Source organism: Kistimonas scapharcae (genome assembly GCF_039540975.1).
Taxonomy (GTDB): domain Bacteria; phylum Pseudomonadota; class Gammaproteobacteria; order Pseudomonadales; family Endozoicomonadaceae; genus Kistimonas; species Kistimonas scapharcae.
Genome location: NZ_BAABFL010000466.1, coordinates 20,965 through 41,885, shown reverse-complemented (window position 1 = coordinate 41,885; position 20,921 = coordinate 20,965). Strand labels below are relative to the sequence as shown.

The 20,921-nt window shown below is 53.1% G+C and carries 16 protein-coding genes; 2 read left to right on the top strand and 14 right to left on the bottom strand.

What is annotated here, in order from left to right:
• Window positions 1-13 precede the first annotated feature (13 nt).
• Both ABD892_RS22485 and ABD892_RS22480 read left to right on the top strand, forming a co-directional pair.
• Window positions 14-1,627, top strand: a complete 1,614-nt coding sequence (locus ABD892_RS22485; protein WP_345198448.1) for a type II secretion system protein — start codon at window positions 14-16, stop codon at window positions 1,625-1,627.
• Between the two features lie 421 nt (window positions 1,628-2,048).
• On the top strand, window positions 2,049-3,143 hold the full coding sequence (locus ABD892_RS22480) for a pilin (RefSeq protein WP_345198447.1): 1,095 nt from the start codon (window positions 2,049-2,051) through the stop codon (window positions 3,141-3,143).
• A gap of 103 nt (window positions 3,144-3,246) precedes the next feature.
• On the opposite strand, the gene lipA is transcribed toward ABD892_RS22480, so the two are convergent.
• The 14 genes from lipA to ABD892_RS22410 all read right to left on the bottom strand — a co-directional run bounded on the left by lipA (window position 3,247) and on the right by ABD892_RS22410 (window position 20,774).
• The gene (gene lipA, locus ABD892_RS22475) at window positions 3,247-4,257 is read right to left on the bottom strand and encodes a lipoyl synthase (protein ID WP_345198446.1); all 1,011 of its coding nucleotides are present in this window, start codon (window positions 4,255-4,257) and stop codon (window positions 3,247-3,249) included.
• A 5-nt stretch (window positions 4,258-4,262) separates the two neighbouring features.
• Complete coding sequence (lipB, locus tag ABD892_RS22470; protein ID WP_345198445.1) at window positions 4,263-4,943, bottom strand: lipoyl(octanoyl) transferase LipB; 681 nt, start codon at window positions 4,941-4,943, stop codon at window positions 4,263-4,265.
• Between the two features lie 7 nt (window positions 4,944-4,950).
• Window positions 4,951-5,223 carry an HP0495 family protein gene (locus ABD892_RS22465; protein ID WP_345198444.1) on the bottom strand — a complete coding sequence of 91 codons (273 nt, stop codon included), beginning with the start codon at window positions 5,221-5,223 and terminating at the stop codon, window positions 4,951-4,953.
• Between the two features lie 51 nt (window positions 5,224-5,274).
• Window positions 5,275-6,129: a D-amino acid aminotransferase gene (locus ABD892_RS22460; RefSeq protein WP_345198442.1), complete on the bottom strand. Its 855-nt coding sequence runs from the start codon at window positions 6,127-6,129 to the stop codon at window positions 5,275-5,277.
• An 83-nt stretch (window positions 6,130-6,212) separates the two neighbouring features.
• Window positions 6,213-7,373 carry a D-alanyl-D-alanine carboxypeptidase family protein gene (locus ABD892_RS22455; RefSeq protein ID WP_345198439.1) on the bottom strand — a complete coding sequence of 387 codons (1,161 nt, stop codon included), beginning with the start codon at window positions 7,371-7,373 and terminating at the stop codon, window positions 6,213-6,215.
• 245 nt (window positions 7,374-7,618) lie between these two features.
• Window positions 7,619-8,482 (bottom strand): septal ring lytic transglycosylase RlpA family protein, encoded by an 864-nt coding sequence (locus ABD892_RS22450; RefSeq protein WP_345198437.1) that lies wholly within the window; start codon window positions 8,480-8,482, stop codon window positions 7,619-7,621.
• A 5-nt stretch (window positions 8,483-8,487) separates the two neighbouring features.
• Window positions 8,488-9,606 carry a lytic murein transglycosylase B gene (gene mltB / locus ABD892_RS22445; RefSeq protein ID WP_345198435.1) on the bottom strand — a complete coding sequence of 373 codons (1,119 nt, stop codon included), beginning with the start codon at window positions 9,604-9,606 and terminating at the stop codon, window positions 8,488-8,490.
• A 295-nt stretch (window positions 9,607-9,901) separates the two neighbouring features.
• Window positions 9,902-11,047, bottom strand: coding sequence for a rod shape-determining protein RodA (rodA, locus tag ABD892_RS22440; RefSeq protein ID WP_345198434.1), 1,146 nt, complete (start codon window positions 11,045-11,047; stop codon window positions 9,902-9,904).
• Window positions 11,044-12,912, bottom strand: a complete 1,869-nt coding sequence (gene mrdA / locus ABD892_RS22435) for a penicillin-binding protein 2 (protein WP_345198431.1) — start codon at window positions 12,910-12,912, stop codon at window positions 11,044-11,046. Before mrdA ends, rodA begins: the two co-directional genes overlap by 4 nt.
• Window positions 12,913-12,926: 14 nt before the next feature.
• Entirely contained in the window at window positions 12,927-13,394 is a 468-nt protein-coding gene (gene rlmH, locus ABD892_RS22430) for a 23S rRNA (pseudouridine(1915)-N(3))-methyltransferase RlmH (RefSeq protein ID WP_345198430.1), read from the bottom strand.
• Window positions 13,394-13,738: a ribosome silencing factor gene (gene rsfS, locus ABD892_RS22425; protein WP_345198429.1), complete on the bottom strand. Its 345-nt coding sequence runs from the start codon at window positions 13,736-13,738 to the stop codon at window positions 13,394-13,396. The genes rlmH and rsfS overlap by 1 nt, the downstream gene beginning before the upstream one ends.
• A 116-nt stretch (window positions 13,739-13,854) precedes the next feature.
• A complete protein-coding gene (locus tag ABD892_RS22420) occupies window positions 13,855-15,093 on the bottom strand; it encodes a glutamate-5-semialdehyde dehydrogenase (protein ID WP_345198455.1) in 1,239 nt (412 codons plus the stop codon).
• A 277-nt stretch (window positions 15,094-15,370) separates the two neighbouring features.
• A complete protein-coding gene (locus tag ABD892_RS22415) occupies window positions 15,371-16,918 on the bottom strand; it encodes an ATP-binding response regulator (RefSeq protein ID WP_345198428.1) in 1,548 nt (515 codons plus the stop codon).
• Between the two features lie 112 nt (window positions 16,919-17,030).
• A complete protein-coding gene (locus ABD892_RS22410) occupies window positions 17,031-20,774 on the bottom strand; it encodes a PAS domain S-box protein (RefSeq protein ID WP_345198426.1) in 3,744 nt (1,247 codons plus the stop codon).
• Between the last annotated feature and the right edge of the window lie 147 nt (window positions 20,775-20,921).

Here is a 20,921-nt window from a genome sequence, read left to right as displayed (position 1 = left end):
TAAATCAACATTGATGCCGAATCCCCAAGAACAATACCAAGCAAAGATCTGTCATCTAAAGTTACAGATGACGATAAATAGAACAAAAGCCATAAATACTATGCATCAATCTCAAACGGATATTGAATCTGTGTATCAAACGTCGCAGCCTCCAGCGAAAGGATACACACTTATTGAATTGCTGATGGTCGTGATCATTGTTGGGATCATGGTCGGCTATGGTACTTACTTGTACCAGGATATTGTGCGTAGCGCTAAAGTTACGGAAGCAGCCATAGCTGCGAAGGAAGTACGCCAGTCAATAGAAGCGCATGTTGCAATAAAACGTGAACTCCCCAATGGCTTCACACGCAGCATGGCAGGCATCAACTCCTCCGTCATTGATAAAATTGAAACCATAAAAATCAGTGATACGGATATCCAGGTGAATGTTTTCATCAAACGCGAAGTCTTCCCCGATGAATCTGAGCAGCAGGTCTATACCCTGTTGGGTAATTTAGTCACAGCCACGGGGACTGTAGCCTGGCATCCCTGTGGAGAAGACAACTGCATAACACCCGCCTCAAAACTCCCGACTGCAGCGACATTACCCCCCCCTATCGTCGGCCCTGGGGGTATCATTATTGCGTCAGGCCCTACTCCAGCACCCGCTCCGGTGCCTGCAGGTCCGACACCAACTCCGGGGCCTGCGGGTCCGGCACCTGCTCCGACACCTGCAGGTCCGACGCCAACTCCGGGGCCTGCGGGTCCGGCACCTGCTCCGGCACCTGCTCCGGCACCTGCTCCGGCACCTGCTCCGGCACCTGCTCCGGCTCCGGCTCCGGCTCCGGCTCCGGCTCCGGCTCCGGCTCCGGCTCCGGCTCCGGCTCCGGCTCCGGCTCCATCGTCAGATTCACGCATTATGTACTTCTGCAAAGAGCAATCGGACTATAGTCCACACCCTGAACATGGACAGATTAATTTTGAAGTCAATTACGTAGGTAGTAGTTATGAAAGAGACTACACACTTTATGGAAATAACGAAGAATGTAAGAAAGTCACAAAGGCGTATGGTAAAGACGTAGATTACCTCTGGGTAACAGGACTAAGTATTTTTATGTTTAATTCGGGCAAAATCTATCCTGAAACAGACTTTCCGGATTCAACGGCCTGTTACACAGTGAAATATCATCCGACCCCTTCGAGGCGAACACTGGAAAAACGTGGCATAGCAGGCAAAACGGAGGGATGCCCGGTGACGATTGCAGACCCTTCACGTCCTCAAGAGCTTCCTCCGGGTACGAATGCGCCTGGCTGGCCAGGGCGGATTCACCTTTGTCGTGAAGAGTCTGGATACGATATTAAATCAGTCTGGAAAACAGACTCCAGCTTCTTCGGGGATGTTAACAACGATTTATTCCCATACACGATTTGTGTAGGGGGACAGCCAAACGGATATAATGTCCTCTCAGTCGACATTCAACCCCATACCTCCATAGCCCCGGTTTGGACCGTTTACCCGGCGCTGGATTTCAAGGCTGGGGAAGAAGCCTGTTATATTGTCGCTAAAATACCCGATGGCATAGGGATTAAGTTGGTCGTGGCCGACCGCGACCCAACGGGAGGAGGGTGTACCCCACGCAAATAACCGGCCAGTGGATTTATCCACTGCGAAAATAGCACTCTTGATAACAGGGAGGAAAGGCTGGTTTACAGCCTTTCCCCATTCTATCGAATACTGATACCCTTCCAGATTACCCACGGGTCTAACGGATACAATACACGTTTATGCATTAAACCCATGGAATAGATATTCGCTTATCTAGCAGTTTCTCCCAAGACGACAGATCCATAAGAACAAATCTGTCAGACTCACCGTTGAGCATTGGAGTATCAAGAAAATACTCCGATAAAATAATCGTATGGGGTATTAGATAGAATTATTAAAACCAACCAATACATAAAGATTAAAATGTTCGCCAAGGGGAAGTGCCGTCAAAAAAATGGCGTTGTTTCTATCCAAATAAATAATCGGAAAACAAGTCGGCATCGGCATCGGCATCGGCATCGTGATTAATAACACCGGCAGTTACAGAGGTTACACACTGATTGAGATAATGGTGATCGTTTGTATTGTCGCTATTATGGCCGGCTATGCCATTAATACCTACCGAGATTATTCTACACGCGCCCGACTCACTGAGGCCGCACAACTGGCCCATACCGTCCGCCAATCCATTGAAACGCATGTTGCAACAAAACGCACACTCCCCCCAAGCGAAATGCGTAGCTTTGCCGGTCAGAACATGGACGTCGTCGAAAAAATGGAAACGGTCAGAACCGGCCCCAATTCAGTGCGAATTAATATCTACATCAAGCCCGAGGTCTTTCCTGATGAGCCGGAGCAACAGGTCTTTTCACTGCTGGGTAACATTGTGGGTGGTGAAATGTCATGGGATGAATGTGGCGGCAATGGCTGCCTGACCGATATATCCAGCCTGCCCACGCCAGTGGCTGCTCCGCCCTCTACGCCCTCCAATGGCGGAGGTATTCAGGTTGCCACCGCGCCACCGAAAATCCCTCCGCCATTTAGGCCACCAACAGGCCCGATAGCACCACCAGGACCAAGCTCACCGCCTTCCGTTTTGCCACCGACAGTACCGCCGGTTACGCCACCGACAGCACCTCCGGTTACGCCACCGACAGCACCTCCGGTTACGCCACCGACAGCACCGCCGGTTACACCACCGACAGCACCGCCAGTTACACCACCGACAGCACCGCCGGTTACACCACCGACAGCACCACCGGTTACACCACCGACAGCACCTCCTCCAGCAGGATGGCGAGGCGATTACTTGGTATGTAAGGAGGCTTACGGTACTTATGGTGTAGATGCTTACTTTAGAACCGACTCAAGATTATTCGGGAATTATTCAAAAACCCTTGTATATCCTTTTGTTATTTGTGCGGGAGGGAGACCCAATTACGGGATGCTCTCCTTAACCCTGTCCCTAACGGATGGCTCTATGCCAGCGATCACCCTTTATCCAGAACGGGATTTCAGTCCGGGAGAGACAGCATGCTACATTGTCACTCTAGAAAAAACCGTTGTTCTCGGTGACCATGACGGGAGCGCTGTGTGCACGAAGAGAACACCTTAATCGTATATTCGCCATTGAGTAGGAAATAGAAGCCGTAGAACTGTGAAAAATAAAAATGCCAGTATCAATACTGTCGATACTGGCATTTTTTTTATTGAATGAATCAGACTAAAAAGTCACCCTTGGCCTGTTCATCCGCATGATAGGAAGAGCGCACGAGAGCGCCTGAAGCCACCTTACTGAAGCCCAGTTTTTTCGCGGTGTCTGCCAGCTCAGCAAATTCATCCGGATGCACAAAGCGCTTGACCGGCAGGTGATGGCGGGAAGGTTGCAGGTACTGGCCCAGGGTGATCATTTCAATATCGTGGGCTCTCATATCCTCCATAACCTCGATAACCTGCTCATTGGTCTCCCCAAGCCCCAGCATCAAACCGGATTTGGTCGGTACTGACGGGTTACGGGCCTTGTACTGCTTCAGCAGATCCAGTGACCACTGATAATCCGATCCCGGCCGGGCCATCTTGTACAGTGCTGGCGCGGTTTCCAGGTTATGGTTGAAGATATCCGGCGGTGTTTCGCTGAGGATATCCAGAGCAACCTCCATACGTCCCCGGAAGTCAGGCACCAGGATTTCAATCTCAACCTCACTGGAACGATCACGGATTTCCTGGATGCAGCTGGCAAAATGCCCGGCACCGCCATCACGCAGGTCATCACGATCCACCGAGGTGATAACGACGTATTTCAGACGCATATCGGCAATCGCCTGGGCCAGGTGTGCCGGCTCACCTTCATCCAGCGGCTTGGGTCGACCATGGCCCACATCGCAGAACGGACAACGGCGGGTACAGATATCCCCCATGATCATGAAGGTCGCGGTGCCACCATGGAAACACTCACCCAGGTTCGGGCAGGACGCTTCCTCACAGACCGTGTGCAGGGCATGCTTGCGCAGAAGCTTCTTGATGCGCTCCACTTCCGGGGAAGCCGGAATACGGACACGCAGCCAGTCCGGCTTGCGCGGCATGTCTTCCTTGGCTGTCGGGATAACCTTGACCGGAATCCGGTCAACCTTGTCCGCCCCCCGGTATTTCACTCCCGGCTCAAGCCGACGTTTTTTCGTGGCGTCGGTGGCTCCCGCGGCGCTGGCGGGATTGGATGATGCGCTTGTCATTTCGCTTAGTCCCAGCTTTGTCGGGTCTCAATCTCAGTATAACCAAGGCCCTGCACCAGATGGTGCGTCAATCGTTCACCGGCGGACGCACAGTCCGCACTGTTGTCATAATCTGCCAGCCGGGTCATGGCTAAACCGGCATACCCACAGGGGTTGATGCGTAGAAACGGTGACAGGTCCCCATTGATATTCAATGCCAGCCCGTGAAAAGAGCATCCTCGTCGGATTCTTAGCCCGAGAGACGCAATCTTGGCGTTATCGACATAAACGCCCGGTGCATCCGGCTTGGCAGAAGAAGTAACACCGTACTCCTTCAGCGTCTCGATGATGGCATTCTCAATATGCGTGACCAGCGCCCTTGCCCCCAAACTTAACCGACGGATATCCAGCAACAAGTAAGCCACCAATTGCCCTGGGCCGTGATAAGTCACCTGCCCGCCCCGGTCGACCTGAACAATCGGAATATCGCCGGGATTCAACACATGCTCGGCTTTACCTGCCTGACCCTGGGTAAAGACCGGCTGATGTTCAAGGAGCCAGATCTCATCACTGCACTGACGATCTCGACTATCCGTATAGGCCGCCATGGCCTTCCAGACCGGTTCATAGGGCTGAATACCGAGCTGGCGGATAATCAGCCGTTCCGGCTCATTAACAGGTTCATGGCAGGGCAAAGGTTCTGTCATTGTTTTATTACAGCACCATCTGTATCCGGCCGCTGGCCTTCAACTCTTCAAAAATGGCTTGGAGCTGATCTTCACCCGTCGCTGTAATGGTGACGTTGATCGCCTGATAATTCCCGTTCTTGCTGTCACGCAGGGTCGCACTGCCGTCATGGGACGGATCATGCTTCTTGATGACCTGCAGCACGAATGCTTTCAGATCCGGTGCGGCATTACCCACAATCTTGAGAGGGTAAGCACAGGGAAACTCAATTTTGGGGGCTTTCTGTTCTTCAGTAGACATCAATCATTTACCTCGCAGGCATCCGGAAAAACGAACCTTGGCGTTTTTCCACTAGCCAGCTTTATAGGTCTGGTAAAGGCCAGCCACATGGCGCCAGACGCCTCCTGGCTTGCCCTTACCAACCGGGATACCATTCAATTCGATAATCGGCAGAATTTCTTTGCTGGAACTGGTGATCCAGATTTCATCCGCAGTTGTGAGTTCGTTAACAGACACATCCCGTTCTTCACAAGGATAGGTGCCATCATTGACCACCAACTCCAGCACCAGTGCCCGGGTAATACCACTCAAGATCTTATGACTTCTGGGCGGTGTGATAATCGTCCCATCGCGCACGATGAAGACATTGCTGGATGAGCCTTCCGTTACCCTTCCCTCAGCATCCACCAGAATCGCTTCAGTGGCACCGCTGTTCAACGCCAGCTGGTGATGCATGACATTGCTCAGCAGAGACGTGCTCTTGATATCACAACGCTGCCAGCGCTGGTCTGGCGCCGTGATAGCCGTACCGCCCTTCACGTCGTCCAGTGAGTCATTGATGCGTGGCGCAAGCGGCATTGTCATCACAAACACCGTCGGCCGGGTTTCAGTCGGAAATCCATGCTGACGGGAAGCATAACTTCCCCGTGAAATCTGGAGGTATAGCGCCTGATGCTGCCCCGGGTTGCGGCTGAGCAGCTGATCAAAAATAGAACGCCATTCAGTAATCGTTATTTCCACAGGTAACTGGATGGCTGCCAGACTGGCATTCAGTCGCTCCATGTGTTTCTCAAGACGCAGAGGATGCCCATGAAATACAGGAATGACTTCATACACGCCATCCCCGAACAGAAAGCCACGGTCAAGCACGGAAATCTGTGCCTTTTCCAGCGGAAGCATTTCACCATTCAGGTAGACATCAGACATAACAACGATTCAATCCAGCTAAAAGCAATACTGCCGTAACCTGTTAACAACAGGTTACGGCAGTGACAGAGCCTGACTCAACATTAACTGAACAGGCCAGCAAAGAAGCGAAGAATACCGTCCCAGAGACGCTTGAAGAAACCGCCTTCCTCGACAGGCTCCAGTGCGATCAGGGGCACTTCGGAAATCACTTCGTCATCCAGTGTGACTTTCACCGTACCGACCTTCTGGCCAGCGGCAACAGGTGCCATGATATCCTGATCAATCAGCATACTGGCCTGAACCTGCTTGTCCTTGCCACGGGGTACCGTGATCACAAGGTCTTTTTCCAGACCTACGGCCAGCTCATCCTGAGCACCTTTCCAGACACGTACCTGCTCCAGGGTCACACCGCCTTTCTTGACGTCAACATTGTCGAAGAAACGGAAGCCGTAGGTCAGCAGTTTCTGGGTTTCATTGGCCCGGCTGCGCTCGCTCCGGGTCCCCATCACGACAGCAATCAAACGGCGACCTTCACGCTCGGAAGACGCTACCAGACAATAGCCGGCTTCATCCGAATGGCCAGTCTTGATGCCATCCACGTTCGGGTTGGTGAACAGCAGGGTATTCCGATTAGCCTGCGGATTCAGTGGCTTACCTGTACGCTTATCCACACCGTACTGAAACTCTTTTTCCGCATAAATCGGGTAGTACTCGGGATGATCATTGATCATGTGACGCGCCAGAACCGCCAGGTCCCGGGCAGAACTGTAATGGTTCTCAGCCGGCCAGCCAGACGCATTCACAAAATGGGTATTGGTCATGCCAAACTGCTCAGCGGTGGAGTTCATCAGCTGGGCAAAACCATCTTCACTGCCGGCCACGTATTCCGCCAGAGCCACGCTGGCATCGTTACCAGAAACAATGATGACGCCTTTCAGCAGATCAGACACGGAAACCTTTTCACCCACTTCAATAAACATCAGTGAGCCTTTCATGCGCCAGGCTTTCTCGCTGACGGTGACCTGGTCGTCACGACCGATATTGCCGTTGGCCAACTCGGTTTCCACCACATAGGCGGTCATCATCTTGGTCAGGCTGGCGGGAGGCAGCTTCTGATCCGCATTTTTCTCCGCCAGTACTTCACCACTGGCGGCATCCACCAGGATATAACCATCCGCCGCCACTTGAGGGGGAGAAGGAATCAGGCCGGCCGGCAGCGCCTGGGCCACACTGGAGAAGGTCAACAGGGCCATGACAGCCATACAGGCTGAAAATACCTGTCCTTTCCGTAGAAAGTGCAATGAGATCAGGTGTTTCATATTGTTCGCTGTAGATAACTGCGGATGAATAGCCGGGCATTATAACAACAGGTCAAGCCCGCTTTAATACGACATAACCGACTATTGCAGTAAAGTTCAGTAAATAGTGCCAGACATCAACCTTCTGTCGCCGAAGACTACTCGCTTGTCGGAACCCTAAGAATATGTGCGATATTCGGTATTGGAGATTACTCAAACACCAGGTGACCGCGCTCAAGACTGGCTTCTGCCAGAAGATCACCCACCTTCAGCGCATCATTGCGATTGGGCAGAGGCCCAACCCTGACACGGTACAGTGCATCGGTCTCATCATCCACCTGAGTCACTTGCACAGGCTGCGTGATGACCTGCTGTAACCGCTTCTGCAGGGCTTCCGCGCCCGTCCGGGTGCTGAGTGCCGCCACCTGAAGATAAATCGATAACGGTGTCAACGCAGCCGTTTTTTCACTATCCCCTGCTCCAGGAGCCTGAGCGACCTGTCGCATAGGCTGGGTCGTGTCAATCGCTTCAATCACGACATTGGCCGTGCCTTTATTCTGAAAACCCAGCTTCTTGGCAGCAGCATAGGAAAGATCAATCACCCTGTTACCATGGAATGGACCACGGTCATTGACCCGCAACACAACATTGCGACCATTCGCTTTGTTGGTGACCCGTACATAGGATGGCAGAGGCAGGGTCTTGTGGGCCGCTGTCATCGCATACATATTGTAAGTTTCACCATTCGCAGTTTTGCGGCCATGGAACTTGGTACCATACCAGGAAGCAATCCCTTCCTGCCGAAAACCCGCTGCAGACGCCAAGGGCTGGTAAGACACACCTGCCAACTGATAAGGGGAGTTCTTCAAAGGCCCGTTATGCGGCTGAGGCACAGCATCCGGTATCTGGCTGACATCCACACTCTGTGACGGTGCGCCATCACGCACCATAGGCGGCGCTGAACACCCCGCCATGACCATCAGAATCATCCCTGCCAACACCATCCATGGTTTCCCTGTTACGGCGCCCGTGCTGGCGCGTTGTTCAATACGTCCCATTGAACTGCACTGCATACACATCATGGTGTGGTATCAGCCTTTGCCTGCAACTTATCCTGCGTTTGATCCTGCAACTGCGCCTGATACTGAGACTGCACCTGCCTGCCCAGCTGATAAACGGCCATTGCGTAGAGGTTACTTCGATTATATCGAGTAATGACATAGAAGTTGTCCAGCGTCAGCCAGTACTCTGGCGCGTCCTTACCTTGAAGCTTCAAGCCGCGAACCTTCGCAGAGGATGGTACATCCTTCTGGGCTGTCCAACCGGCTTCTTTCGCCCGACTCATCAGCATGGAAGGCTTGGGATTATCCTCCAGAATGTCACTGAACTGCTTGCCTTTGACCTTGGCCTGAGTCGCCACAGGCTTGCCTTCCGCCCAACCGTGCCGGCTCAGGTAGGAGGCAATACTGCCAATTGCATCCGCCGGAGAATCCCAGATGTCAGCCTGACCACTGCCATCAAAATCAACTGCATACTCCCGGTAGCTGGATGGCATGAACTGGGGAATGCCCATCGCACCGGCATAGGAACCTGTCAGCGATAACGGATCAAAGCCCTGTTCCCGCGACAGGATCAGGAAAGCTTTCAGCTGCCCCTGAAAATAGGTGGCGCGCCGAGGATAATTAAAGCCCAGTGTCGACAAAGCATCTACCACCCGGAACCCCCCACGGAATCGCCCATAGTGGGTTTCCACACCCAATATCCCCAAAATGACGTAAGCAGGTACGCCGTAGGTTTTTTCAGCATTTTCCAGGGTTTTCTGGTTCTTCTTCCAGAATTCGACGCCACGCTGAACCACAAGATCACTGATAAAGCGGTTACGATACTCCCACCACTCCAGGCTACGTTCCGCCGGACGTTCCATCAGTTCAATAATACGGTCCTGACTCTCCACCTGATTGAACAGGGATTCCAGCTCCTGCTGGTCAAACCCCTCTTCCCTGACGAGTTCATCAATAAACAGCTTCACTTCCGGCTGACCGGCAATACCGGCAGCCTGTACAGGCATCACCACACTACTGCTGACCAACACACTGCCAACCAGCCATGTGCGAATACGGTGCTCCATGGCCACCGACAACGGCTGGGAAAGATACTTCACAGTCAGGGATAAGCCCCGTGACAGCAACGATTTCATACAATCACTCCTGGCGCTCCTGGCCATCAAAACTGCCGCCGATATTGACAATACCTGTCGGCGGAAGCAGTAACTTCTACAAGAATAACACTCTATACCAGCCCTCTGGCTACTGTGTTTTTCCGGTAAGGCTCACCATACCTGGATCAATCGCTATTCTTCTTTTCGAATCTCAAACGACGGAATCTCATGACATTGTATCGTCATCAGAGAGGGAGAAATATTACAAGATGTTGCAGGCGTTCAGGATTTTGTCAGCAGAACGCCTGAAATGTTTCCAGTCATATTGAAAGGATCAAGTATATCTACCAAGGAAGTTCTTGTGTGTATGCACTGACATCAAAACACCGAAGCCTGCCATCAGTGTCACAATCGAGGTGCCGCCACGACTGACCAGCGGCAGCGGCACACCGACCACCGGAAGGAGTCCGCTCACCATACCGATATTCACGAAGACGTACACAAAAAACGTCAGCGTAATACTGCCTGCGATCAGCCTTCCATAGAGCGTCTGGGCATTCATCGCAATATAAATACCACGACCGATAATCAGCGCATAAGCTGCCAGTAAGACTGCCACACCGAGCAGCCCAAACTCTTCAGCAAGAACAGCAATAATAAAGTCGGTATGACTTTCAGGCAGAAAGTCGAGGTGCGACTGAGTACCCAGCAGCCAACCTTTCCCGTAGAGGCCGCCTGAACCAATCGCGATTTTCGATTGAATGATATTCCAGCCAGAACCCCACGGATCACTTTCCGGATTAAGAAACGTTAATACCCGCTGCTTCTGATAGCCATGCATAACAAAGTGCCACATCGCCCAGATCGCCGGTATCGCCAGCAACACCGCCGTACCGATGATGCGCCAGCGCAGTCCCGCCAGAAGCAGAACAAAAATACCTGAAACAGCAATCAACAACGCGGTTCCCAGATCAGGCTGCTCCAAGATCAGCACAACGGGAATACCAATCATTAACAGGCTGACACCAATTTCCTTATACCCCGGAGGTAAAGGATGGCGACTCAACCACCCAGCAATAGTCAACGGCATGACCAGTTTAAGGATTTCAGACGGCTGAAACCGGAATCCCGGGAGGCTAATCCAGCGCTGTGCTCCCTTAGACTCAATACCAATGATCAGCACACCAACAAGCAAGACTACCGCAGCCCCATACGCATAAGGTGTCAGACGCTGCATCAACCGCTGGGGTACCTGGGCGACAACCGCCATCACAACGAAGCCTATCGCGAGGTAAGTCGACTGTCGCATGATCATGGCCATATCACGACCATTCGCGCTATACAGAACAAACAACCCTGCCGCGCAAAACAACAGCAACATCAGCAGAAGCACAGGATCCAAACAGAGACGATTCCATACCGACTGGGTACGACGCAGGTCATGGTTATCATCCAACTGACGGATAAAATCACGGCTCATCCATTCCCCTCCCTTGCCGCCAGCTTCGCCGACGACTTGTCTGCCTGCTTACCCTGACGAGGCAACAAGTAGGCATCCATGACTTTTTTTGCCACGGTTGAGGCCAAGGACGAATCGTTTTCTACCACAACCGCGACAGCGATCTGCGGGTTTTCAACAGGTGCAAAACCGATGAAAAGGCCATGATCACGCTGAAACTCTTCGAGCTGTTCGGCGTCATACTTTTCTCCTTGGGCAATACCGACCACCTGGGCGGTACCGGTTTTACCGGCCATGGAATATTTCAGATGTCGCCCAATACGCCAGTAAGCCGTACCTCGGGGAGAGGCCACCACGTCTGTCATGGCATCAATGATCGCATCCCACTCCTTGGCCGAACGATCCTGAATCACATCAGGCTCCGACAGTTTCTCATCGGGACTGGGCTTGGCCAGGCGAGGTTGGTGCACCAGCCCTCGGTTGGCGATCACACTGGTCGCAGCCGCCAACTGCAATGGTGTTGTCAGCATATAACCCTGACCTATACCACTGATTACGGTTTCTCCCGGATACCAGGGACGCCCACGGGCGCGACGCTTCCATTCCGGCGAAGGCATCAAACCGGGTCTTTCAGATGCGATATCCAACCCCGTACGATCACCAAACCCAAAGCGGACCATGTAGTCGTGAATCGTATCTATCCCCATCTTGACCGCAACGGTGTAGAAGTAGGTATCGTTAGAGACCACAATAGATCGATGCAGATCCACAACACCGTGCCCCTGCCGCTTCCAGTTACGGTATTTATGATCATCACCGGGCAGCTGGAAGTAACCGGGATCATTGACTTTAAAACGACGATCAACGGCTTTGCTGTCCAGTGCCGCCAGCCCCATGAAGGGCTTGATCGTTGATGCTGGCGGATACTCACCCAACGTCGCACGGTTATAAAGAGGACGATGAATGCTGTCCCGCAATTCGCTATAGCTTTTGTAATCGATTCCCGTCACAAAAGGATTGGGGTCAAAGGAAGGTGTACTGACCAGAGCCAGCACGCCACCAGTATTTGGATCAATCGCAACGACAGAACCCCGTTTACCCGCCAGGGCTTTGCTCGCAGCCGCCTGCAGATCAAGATCAAGGTACAGCTGCAGATCTTTCCCCGGCTCCGGATCCACCCGTTTCAACACCCGCAGAATGCGACCACGGGCATTGGTTTCCACCTCCTGGTAACCCGGCTTACCAAGCAGTGCAGACTCGTAATATTTTTCCACCCCGGTTTTGCCAATAACATGGGTGCCGCTATACAACGCCGGGTCCAAGGTGGCCAGCTCCCGATCATTGATACGACCCACATAACCGATCGCATGGGCAAACTCTTCATCGTAGGGGTAGTGACGGATCAGCTGTGCCTCGACTTCCACACCCGGCAGCCTGAACTGATCAACCGCAATTTTGGCAATTTCTTCTTCTGAAAGGCGGTATTTAAGTGGCACCCCTTCGAACGGGCGCCGTTGCCGCAAACGCTGCCGGAATTTCTCCAGCTCATTCTCAGACAATGGCAGGATCTCACCGACGGCCTCTAATGTGGCCTCGATATCCTTCACCCGTTCACGGACAATGGTCAGGGTGTAGCTGGGTTGATTTTCAGCCAGCAAACGTCCCTTGGTGTCATAAATCAGTCCGCGTATGGGAGGCACTGCCTGCAGGTGAATCCGGTTCTCTTCGGACTGGGTGGCCAGATCGCTGTAATTCATCACCTGCAGGTAAAACATGCGCGCCAGCAGCCCCCCGGTAATGATCAACATAACCAGTACGGACAGCCAGAGCCGGAAGTTGACCAAGCGGCGTTCGCTGTAATGATCCTTGAACGTGTCAGACGCCATGTATCCCTGAGCTGTCAGCGGTGATAAGGGTGATTATTAAGGATGCTCCATGCCCGGTACAACTGCTCTGCAATTAGAACCCGTACCAGGGGGTGGGGAAGTGTCAGTGATGACAGGGACCAGCGGAGATCCGCGCGGGCCGATACTTCAGGCAACATCCCTTCCGGTCCACCCACCAGCAAACTGACATTCTCACCCAGATCATGCCAGCCGCCCAACTGGTCGGCCAGTTTCTCCGTCGACCAGTTTTTGCCATTCACTTCCATGGCAATCACCTTGTCGCGGGAGTCAATGGCCGCCAGCATCTGATCGCCTTCCTTGCGTTGCATCCGGGCAATATCCGCTCCGCGGGTACGTTTACCCAGCGGGATTTCACGGAGTTCCAGGGAAAAGTCGGCCGGCAGACGTCGGGCATATTCGCTATACCCCTCGGTCACCCAGCCGGGCATCTTCTGGCCGACGGCAATCAGTCGGATACGCATCAGGGCGTCGCAATCGCTTCAGGGGCGGATTCCCACAGGCGTTCGATATCATAGAACTGGCGGGTCGCCGGCAGCATGAGGTGCACCACGGTATCGCCAAGGTCAACCAGAACCCACTCAGCCTTGTCGTCGCCCTCCACGCCAATCGGACGAATCTGGTTTGCCTTGCAGCGTTCCACCACGTTATCTGCGAGAGACTTCACATGACGGTTGGACGTACCGGAGGCAATAATCATGAAATCGGTCACGCTGGTCAGACCACGCACGTCCAGCACCTTGATATCATTGCCTTTCATCTCTTCGATGGCGTCAACCACCAGATCTCTCAGTTGTTCAGAACCCATGTAAGCAACAAAATCCTCGATTGAAGAATGAAAAATGACCTGAGTGTATCAGGGACACTCAGGTCATAAAGCCGTATTCATACGACAATTCGTCGTACTGACGCGCTGACTGACACTTACTGCCGAACGTGCCCATCACCCAGAACAACGTATTTCTCCGATGTCAGCCCTTCCAGACCGACAGGGCCACGCGCATGAATCTTGTCGGTTGAGATGCCGATTTCAGCGCCCAGCCCATACTCAAAACCATCTGCAAAACGGGTGGATGCATTCACCATAACAGAACTGGAATCCACTTCCCGCAGGAACTTGCGCGCCCGGGAGAAATCTTCCGTCACAATGGCATCGGTGTGGTGAGAACCATAATGGTTGATATGCGTGATCGCATCTTCCATGCGATCAACCACCTTGATGGACAGCACGGGCGCCAGGTACTCCGTACTCCAGTCTTCCTCAGTCGCTTCAATCGCGGAAGGGATAATGGATCGGGTGCGAGGACAACCGCGCAATTCCACACCCTTTTCGGCGTAGGCATTGGCCAGCACAGGCAAAACACCACCAGCAATATCCTTGTGCACCAACAGGGTCTCCATCGTGTTACAGGTGCCATAACGGTGGGTCTTGGCATTGACAGCGATGCGTTCGGCCTTGTCCGGATCAGCGCGATCATCAATATAAACGTGGCAAATGCCGTCAAGATGCTTGATCACAGTCACCCGGGCATCCCGGCTAATCCTTTCGATCAGCCCCTTACCGCCACGGGGAACAATGACATCCACGAACTCCGGCATGGTGATGAGTTCACCCACCGCCTCACGATCGGTAATCTCAAGCACCTGCACGGCATCCACCGGCAATCCTGTAGATTCCAGCCCTTCACGAATGCATCGCGCAATGGCCTGGTTGGAATGAATCGCTTCGCTACCGCCCCGCAGTATAGTGGCATTACCGGATTTAAGGCACAGGCTCGCTGCTTCCACAGTCACATTGGGGCGGGATTCATAAATAATGCCAATCACCCCCAGCGGCACCCGCATCTTGCCAATCTGGATACCACTGGGCACATAATGCAGATCCGAAATATTACCCACAGGATCCGGCAACGCCGCCACCTGTTTCAGCCCTTCAATCATGTTATCAACACGGTCAGATGTCAGCGCCAGCCGGTCCAACATGGCGTCATTCAGACCATTCTGACGGCCGTTCTCCAGATCTTTCTGGTTAGCCTGATGGATCTGCGCTCGGGAAGCGTCCAGAACAGCAGCAATTTTCAGCAGCGCAGCATTCTTCTGCCCAGCATCGGCACTGGCGACCACTGTCGCCGCAGCACGGGCCTGCTGCCCCAGACGCTGCATATAGGCTTTCACATCTCCGGACAAGTTCGCCTCCATCATGACAGTGTCAGCCGCGATTGATGTATGCAACCGGAGCCTAGCTGCTCATTTTGTTGTTCAGGTATCGGGCGATTATAACTTGTCTGCCTGACAGCGCCATAGCTGACTGACTGGGTGAGTGGCCAACCACTGCGTCTTAATCTTCTGATTTTGGAGCAAGGTATACTGCTATTTTAACCGCGTAGACCTTGCCCATGACGCATCTGAATTGAATGATTTTATTTGCAGGTAACCGTGATCAAAGTTCTGCCACCGGAACCGTGAACCAGAACGTGGTTCCCCCCTCCGGATTCCGGATAAAGTTCAGCACTCCGCCATGGGTCTGGATGATACTGTGACAGACAGATAACCCAATCCCCATACCGTCATCCTTGGTCGTATAAAAAGGCGTAAACAGTTGGTGATCTGCATCGTCTGCCAAACCATAACCACGATCAATAACCGATACGCGGACAAATTCACGATCCTGACGCTCCGTACTGACCCATAAACCCACGTCTTTCTCTGGCATATCCCGCATCGCTTCCATGCCGTTTCTGACCAAATTTAACGCCACCTGCTGAATTTGTACCGGATCAACTTTTATGGCGGGAAGACCTTCAGCCAAATCAAGGTGAATTTCCATGCCATTATGGCGGGCATCCACTTCCGCAAGCTTAACGACATCCTGCACCAGTCGGTTACAGTCCACGACCTGAAGACAGTGGTCCGGCTTTTTCACAAAACTGCGGATGCGGGCAATGATATCGCCGGCACGCCGTGCCTGAACGCCAATTTTTTCCAACCCATCGCGCAGTGACTCCATATTGATAGGGTCACGCTGCATCAGGCGCTGGCAAACCTGGGCATAATTATTAATCGCCGTCAGCGGCTGGTTCACTTCATGGGCAAATCCGGAGGCCATTTCCCCCATACTGCTCAAACGGGACATATGCATCAGTTTGTCCTTCTGCTCCTGCAATTCGTCCAGCGCATCCTGCAGTGCGTCTTGATGCCGTTTTTTCTCGGTGATATCCCGGAAAACGATTACCGCACCATCGGCTTCACCATCACGCATAAACGGCGTACAGGAATAATCCACAGGAAAGCTGGTTTCGTCCCGCCGCCAGAACACATCGTCTTCTACGGTCTGGATGATATTTTCTGACAGTGTCGTATAAAGCGCGGTCTCTTCACGGGGACGGATGGCACCGTCCGCAGAACGGGGCATCAACAGGCCATGGGCATCAGCGCCAATCAGTTCTGCCGCCTCCCAGCCCGTGATCCGGCTGGCCGCCGGGTTGGCAAAGGTAATCTTGCCGTGTCCATTGATCCCGACAATCCCTTCCCGCATGGATTCAAGAATATGTTCATTCTCAGCCTCCAGCTGGCGGTTCCTGCGGGCAAGCGCCTGCTCCAGCCGATGAATCTTGAGGTGGGTCTCCACCCGGGCAATCACTTCCTCGGCCTGGAACGGCTTGGCAATGTAATCCACCGCACCGGTTTCCAGCCCCCGGACCTTGTCACGGGTATCATCCAGTGCGGAAAGGAAAATGACCGTCACGCCCGAGGTCGTCGGATCATCCTTCAGGCGCTTGCAGACTTCATAGCCGTCAATACCCGGCATCATGATATCCAAAAGCACCAGCGCGGGCCGGACCTTGTGGACGATATTCAGGGCGTTGTCACCATTCTTGGCAATCAACAACTTGTAGCCGCGCCCACTGAGCGTCTGCAGCAGTACCTGCAGGTTGGTCGGATTGTCATCGACCAACAGTATTTTTTCTTCCTCGTGATCCGCCGACATTGGCGCTAACTGCCTCATACCACCACTCTTACTGCTGTCATGTCGAAACCGTGCACCATACGCCGGTTCACAACCAACGCCAAGCTTGACCCGTATTTTTCACTGCCAGTGGTCAGGCAACATCCCGAGCCTGACGCCGGAGACTCATCAACAGCGTTTCCAGTTGCCCTACCGCAAAGCTGTCGCATAATGTGTCCAATCGCTCTCCCCAGGCTTCAATACCAGGCATCGCCGCGTAATGATGCGCCAGCCCACGGATCGCTTCGATATCCCCCATTTCCATCGCATTCTCCAGGGCGTTAGCAAAATCTGTTGCAATGTCGGGCGTCAGTATTGGGAGATCAGGCAGGGCTGATGACGATTCACAGTCACTGCAATACCGCAGACCAAGATGCTTCTGCAGGGTGTCAAAAATCTCATCGGCACGGAATGGTTTACCCACAAAGTCTGTAAACCCATGCAGGTGAACCTTCTCACGCAACTCACTGTAAACACTGGCCGTGACAGCAATGATAGCCGGGGCATGTGTGCCTTCAAGGCTTCGAATGGCATTGGCGGCATCAAAGCCATCCATGACGGGCATGCGCAAATCCATCAAAATGGCATCAAAGGCCTCCTGCTGCGCACAATCCAGTGCAACCTGTCCGTTTTCTGCCTGCCGGACGGAAAAACCAGAACTCTGCAACAATGTCACCAGAATATCCCGGTTAACGGCATTATCATCCACCACCAGCACTTTCACTTGCTGCCCCGGTGCCAGCACTTTGCGACAGAGCCCCTCATCCGATGGAGAGCTTGCCCCTAAAACCTGCACTTCGTCATTGCAACGAATCAGCGGCAAATCAAAATAAAAACAGCTGCCTGTCCCCAGGATGCTTTCCACACGAATCTGCCCCCCCATGATTTCGACCAAACGACGACTGATCGCCAATCCAAGCCCTGTTCCGCCCGCCTGACGTCCGCCTTCGGTCTGGCGGAAAGGCTCAAAGATAAGCTCAAGGCTGTCTTTATCGATACCGATACCGGTGTCTTCCACACGGAAACACAGCCGCTCATCCAGGTTATCGCCCTGACGCTCCAGGGATACTGACAACAACACCTGGCCAGATCGGGTGTATTTAATGGCATTGCCTGCCAAATTGATTAACACCTGTCGCAGGCGCGTACTGTCGAGCCAGATCATACGGGGAAGCGCCGTCTCCAGGCTATCCGGATCAAACTCAACATGATTGATTCTCTGGCCGCCAAGATTCAGTTTGAACTGAATGCCTTTGTTCTCCGCCCGCTGATACAGCATCTGGTGCACAGACAACACCAGTCGGTACAGATCCACCGGCTCCGTTATCACTTCAAGACCACCCGCCTCAATTTTGGCAAGATCCAGGATGTCATTAATCAAGGTCAACAGATGCTGGCCGCAGTCTTCTATCGCTACCAGACTGCGGCGGTGCTGCGGATTCAGCTGTTTATCCCGCAACATCACCTGCGTATAACCCAGCACCCCATTGAGCGGGGTACGCAACTCATGACTCATGTTAGACAGGAACAGACTCTTGGCATGGCTGGCCGCCTCAGCGGCATCGCGAGTCCGGCGAAGTTCCTCTTCAGCTCTTTTATAGCTGGTACGATCCCTGGCAATACCTTCTACGGCCTTAACCTTGCCGTCACTACCAAAGGCCGGCACTTCAAGTACTTCCAGTACACTGACCGCCCCGTTGCCGCGGTAGATCTTGACTTCATAGCTGGGCCTGATCTGCCCATTGGCGACTCGCCGAGTGTTTTCCTGTACCCAGGTACGCTCTTTGTCATCGTACAAGTAGTCGCGGGAATGCTTCATGAAGTCCACAGGACGATATCCCAGGATTCGCTGCACGGAATCCGTGACATAGATATAACTGCCGTCCGGATTCAACGAATAGAAGAAATATTCCTGCTGCAAACCTTCCACCAAACGGCGGAACCGCGCCTCACTCAATCGCAACGCAGCCTCAGCCTGCTTGCGATCCGTGATATCCCGCACTGACACCGAAAAGAGCGTACCGTCCCAGGTTTCCAGTGGACTGAGTGTATACTCGACAGGGAACTCTTCTCCCGAGGCCCGTCGGCAAGCGCCTTCACGCCCCCGGCTGATTTTCAACGTTGCACGCTGCTCCAGTGGCGTTGTCAGCAATGGAAAGATGCCGGACTGATCATGATCCGGGAAAAGACAAGCGACAGACTGACCGATAAGATCATCCCGCTCCTGTTCAAACAGGGTTTCGGCCCGCTCATTGACGATCAGAATCTGACCTTCAATATTCGTTATGACCATGGCATCCGGCGCAGACTCAAGCAGCCCGCGGAATTTTTCCGTATCACTCACCCGCGCCGTGATGTCATGGGCCAGACCTTCAATACCGCTGATACTGCCATCCGGCTCAAACATCGGTACCTTGAACACTTCGATGTAACGCCGACGCCCCTGGCTATCGAACATCTCCACTTCATAACCATTGGCCTGACCTGTGGTCAGCACCTGGTCAGTAATCGTCAATGAGGAACGGTTTGATTTTTTGTTGGTCTGATGCGTAGTGAAATGCTGGCAATACTCTTCCACCGTGAAACCCAGGACATCCATCACCGAAGGGCTCGCTGATGTGATATTGCCATCACGATCATGACTGAAATAGAAATAGCGCCCTTTCAGGCCCTGCACAATGCTGTCAATGGCAAAGTTCTTGGACGCACGCAACGCCTCTTCTCGCAGCGCCAGCTGCCTGGTCATTTCTGAAAAATAACGGGCAAGGCTGCCGGTTTCATCCCGGTTGGGAATATGCACACTGGCATTCAGATCACCGGACGCCACACGACGAACCGCACGCTCCAGTTGCCGGATGGGACGGGAAATACGGCCTGAAATAAACCAGACACAACCAAAAATCAAAACCAGCGAGATCAGCAGAATTACCGCTTGGGTCACGGCATGTGCACGTAAATCGGCCAGTGCCCGGGAACGTGGTACCGACGCTGCCAACATCCACCCTGCCGATCGTACCGGTGCGTAAAACAGCCAGTGATCCTCATCCCCCATTTTAAGGCGGATCTTGCCAGACTGACTGCCGGTCATGATATTCGCAAACTTCACGTAATCCGGATGATTCAGACGCTTGGCGGTATCAAAAACGGTCTCGCCCCGCGAGATGGCATAGGGGGCATAAATATAGGAACCATCATTGGCAACCACCATGAAATCCATCTCAGATGACGATTTCCAGGACGATACATCATTCAATCGGTTAAGATTGACATCCAGTGCCACCATGCCGCGAAGCTGTCCATCCCGATAAATGGGCTCCAGAAATGTTGAGACCTGTTGTGGATGATTGGGATGCTGATCAGGTGGGCACCACTGCCGCCGCAGGTACGATTTGTCGTTCAACCACGCATTAATCCGGTTCCGAAAATCGGTATCGCCGCCCCGATCCCGAAACAGGACTGAACCACTGTTTCGCCAGGCTGTTGGTGCAAACAGCGGCTGACCAGCCCCTCTCATATCTGGCAGGAATATCAGGCTGGCGCTGACCAACATGGGATTATCCGACACACTGTTGGCCACAAGACGATATAGATGTGCATCATCCAGACGGGGGCTGATCTCAATACAACCGGCAATGGAACGGGCAACCTGGGAGGATTCCATCAAGAAGTTGTCAAATTGACCGGCATATCGCCATGCCGTTTCTGCCATCTGGTTCTCAAGCGCCTGCGACGAACGTTGAACGGATTGATACAGATTTATTCCGAACAGCAGGTTATAGATGACGGTGACAGGCACCACCGTAAAAAGTATGATTTTCTGCCGTATCGTGGAGGTCACAGTTTACGTTCTTTGAGAAGGGGTTATCAGGTAAGACCCGCTAAGGTAACGTGACTCCGGCAAACGGCTGAATAAGTAATACTTCGTAGCCACCACAATCTCAGCGTACCGATGACAGTTGTCGCACATAGCCAGCCTGTCACAATA

Bases quoted from the DNA above. Each gene is read 5' to 3' on its own strand.
- ABD892_RS22485 (WP_345198448.1), top strand. From the start codon at position 14: ATGCCGAATCCCCAAGAACAATACCAAGCAAAGATCTGTCATCTAAAG.
- lipA (WP_345198446.1), bottom strand. From the start codon at position 4,257: ATGACAAGCGCATCATCCAATCCCGCCAGCGCCGCGGGAGCCACCGAC.
- lipB (WP_345198445.1), bottom strand. From the start codon at position 4,943: ATGACAGAACCTTTGCCCTGCCATGAACCTGTTAATGAGCCGGAACGG.
- ABD892_RS22465 (WP_345198444.1), bottom strand. From the start codon at position 5,223: ATGTCTACTGAAGAACAGAAAGCCCCCAAAATTGAGTTTCCCTGTGCT.
- ABD892_RS22460 (WP_345198442.1), bottom strand. From the start codon at position 6,129: ATGTCTGATGTCTACCTGAATGGTGAAATGCTTCCGCTGGAAAAGGCA.
- ABD892_RS22455 (WP_345198439.1), bottom strand. From the start codon at position 7,373: ATGGCTGTCATGGCCCTGTTGACCTTCTCCAGTGTGGCCCAGGCGCTG.
- ABD892_RS22450 (WP_345198437.1), bottom strand. From the start codon at position 8,482: ATGCAGTGCAGTTCAATGGGACGTATTGAACAACGCGCCAGCACGGGC.
- mltB (WP_345198435.1), bottom strand. From the start codon at position 9,606: ATGAAATCGTTGCTGTCACGGGGCTTATCCCTGACTGTGAAGTATCTT.
- rodA (WP_345198434.1), bottom strand. From the start codon at position 11,047: ATGAGCCGTGATTTTATCCGTCAGTTGGATGATAACCATGACCTGCGT.
- mrdA (WP_345198431.1), bottom strand. From the start codon at position 12,912: ATGGCGTCTGACACGTTCAAGGATCATTACAGCGAACGCCGCTTGGTC.
- rlmH (WP_345198430.1), bottom strand. From the start codon at position 13,394: ATGCGTATCCGACTGATTGCCGTCGGCCAGAAGATGCCCGGCTGGGTG.
- rsfS (WP_345198429.1), bottom strand. From the start codon at position 13,738: ATGGGTTCTGAACAACTGAGAGATCTGGTGGTTGACGCCATCGAAGAG.
- ABD892_RS22420 (WP_345198455.1), bottom strand. From the start codon at position 15,093: ATGCAGCGTCTGGGGCAGCAGGCCCGTGCTGCGGCGACAGTGGTCGCC.
- ABD892_RS22415 (WP_345198428.1), bottom strand. From the start codon at position 16,918: ATGTCGGCGGATCACGAGGAAGAAAAAATACTGTTGGTCGATGACAAT.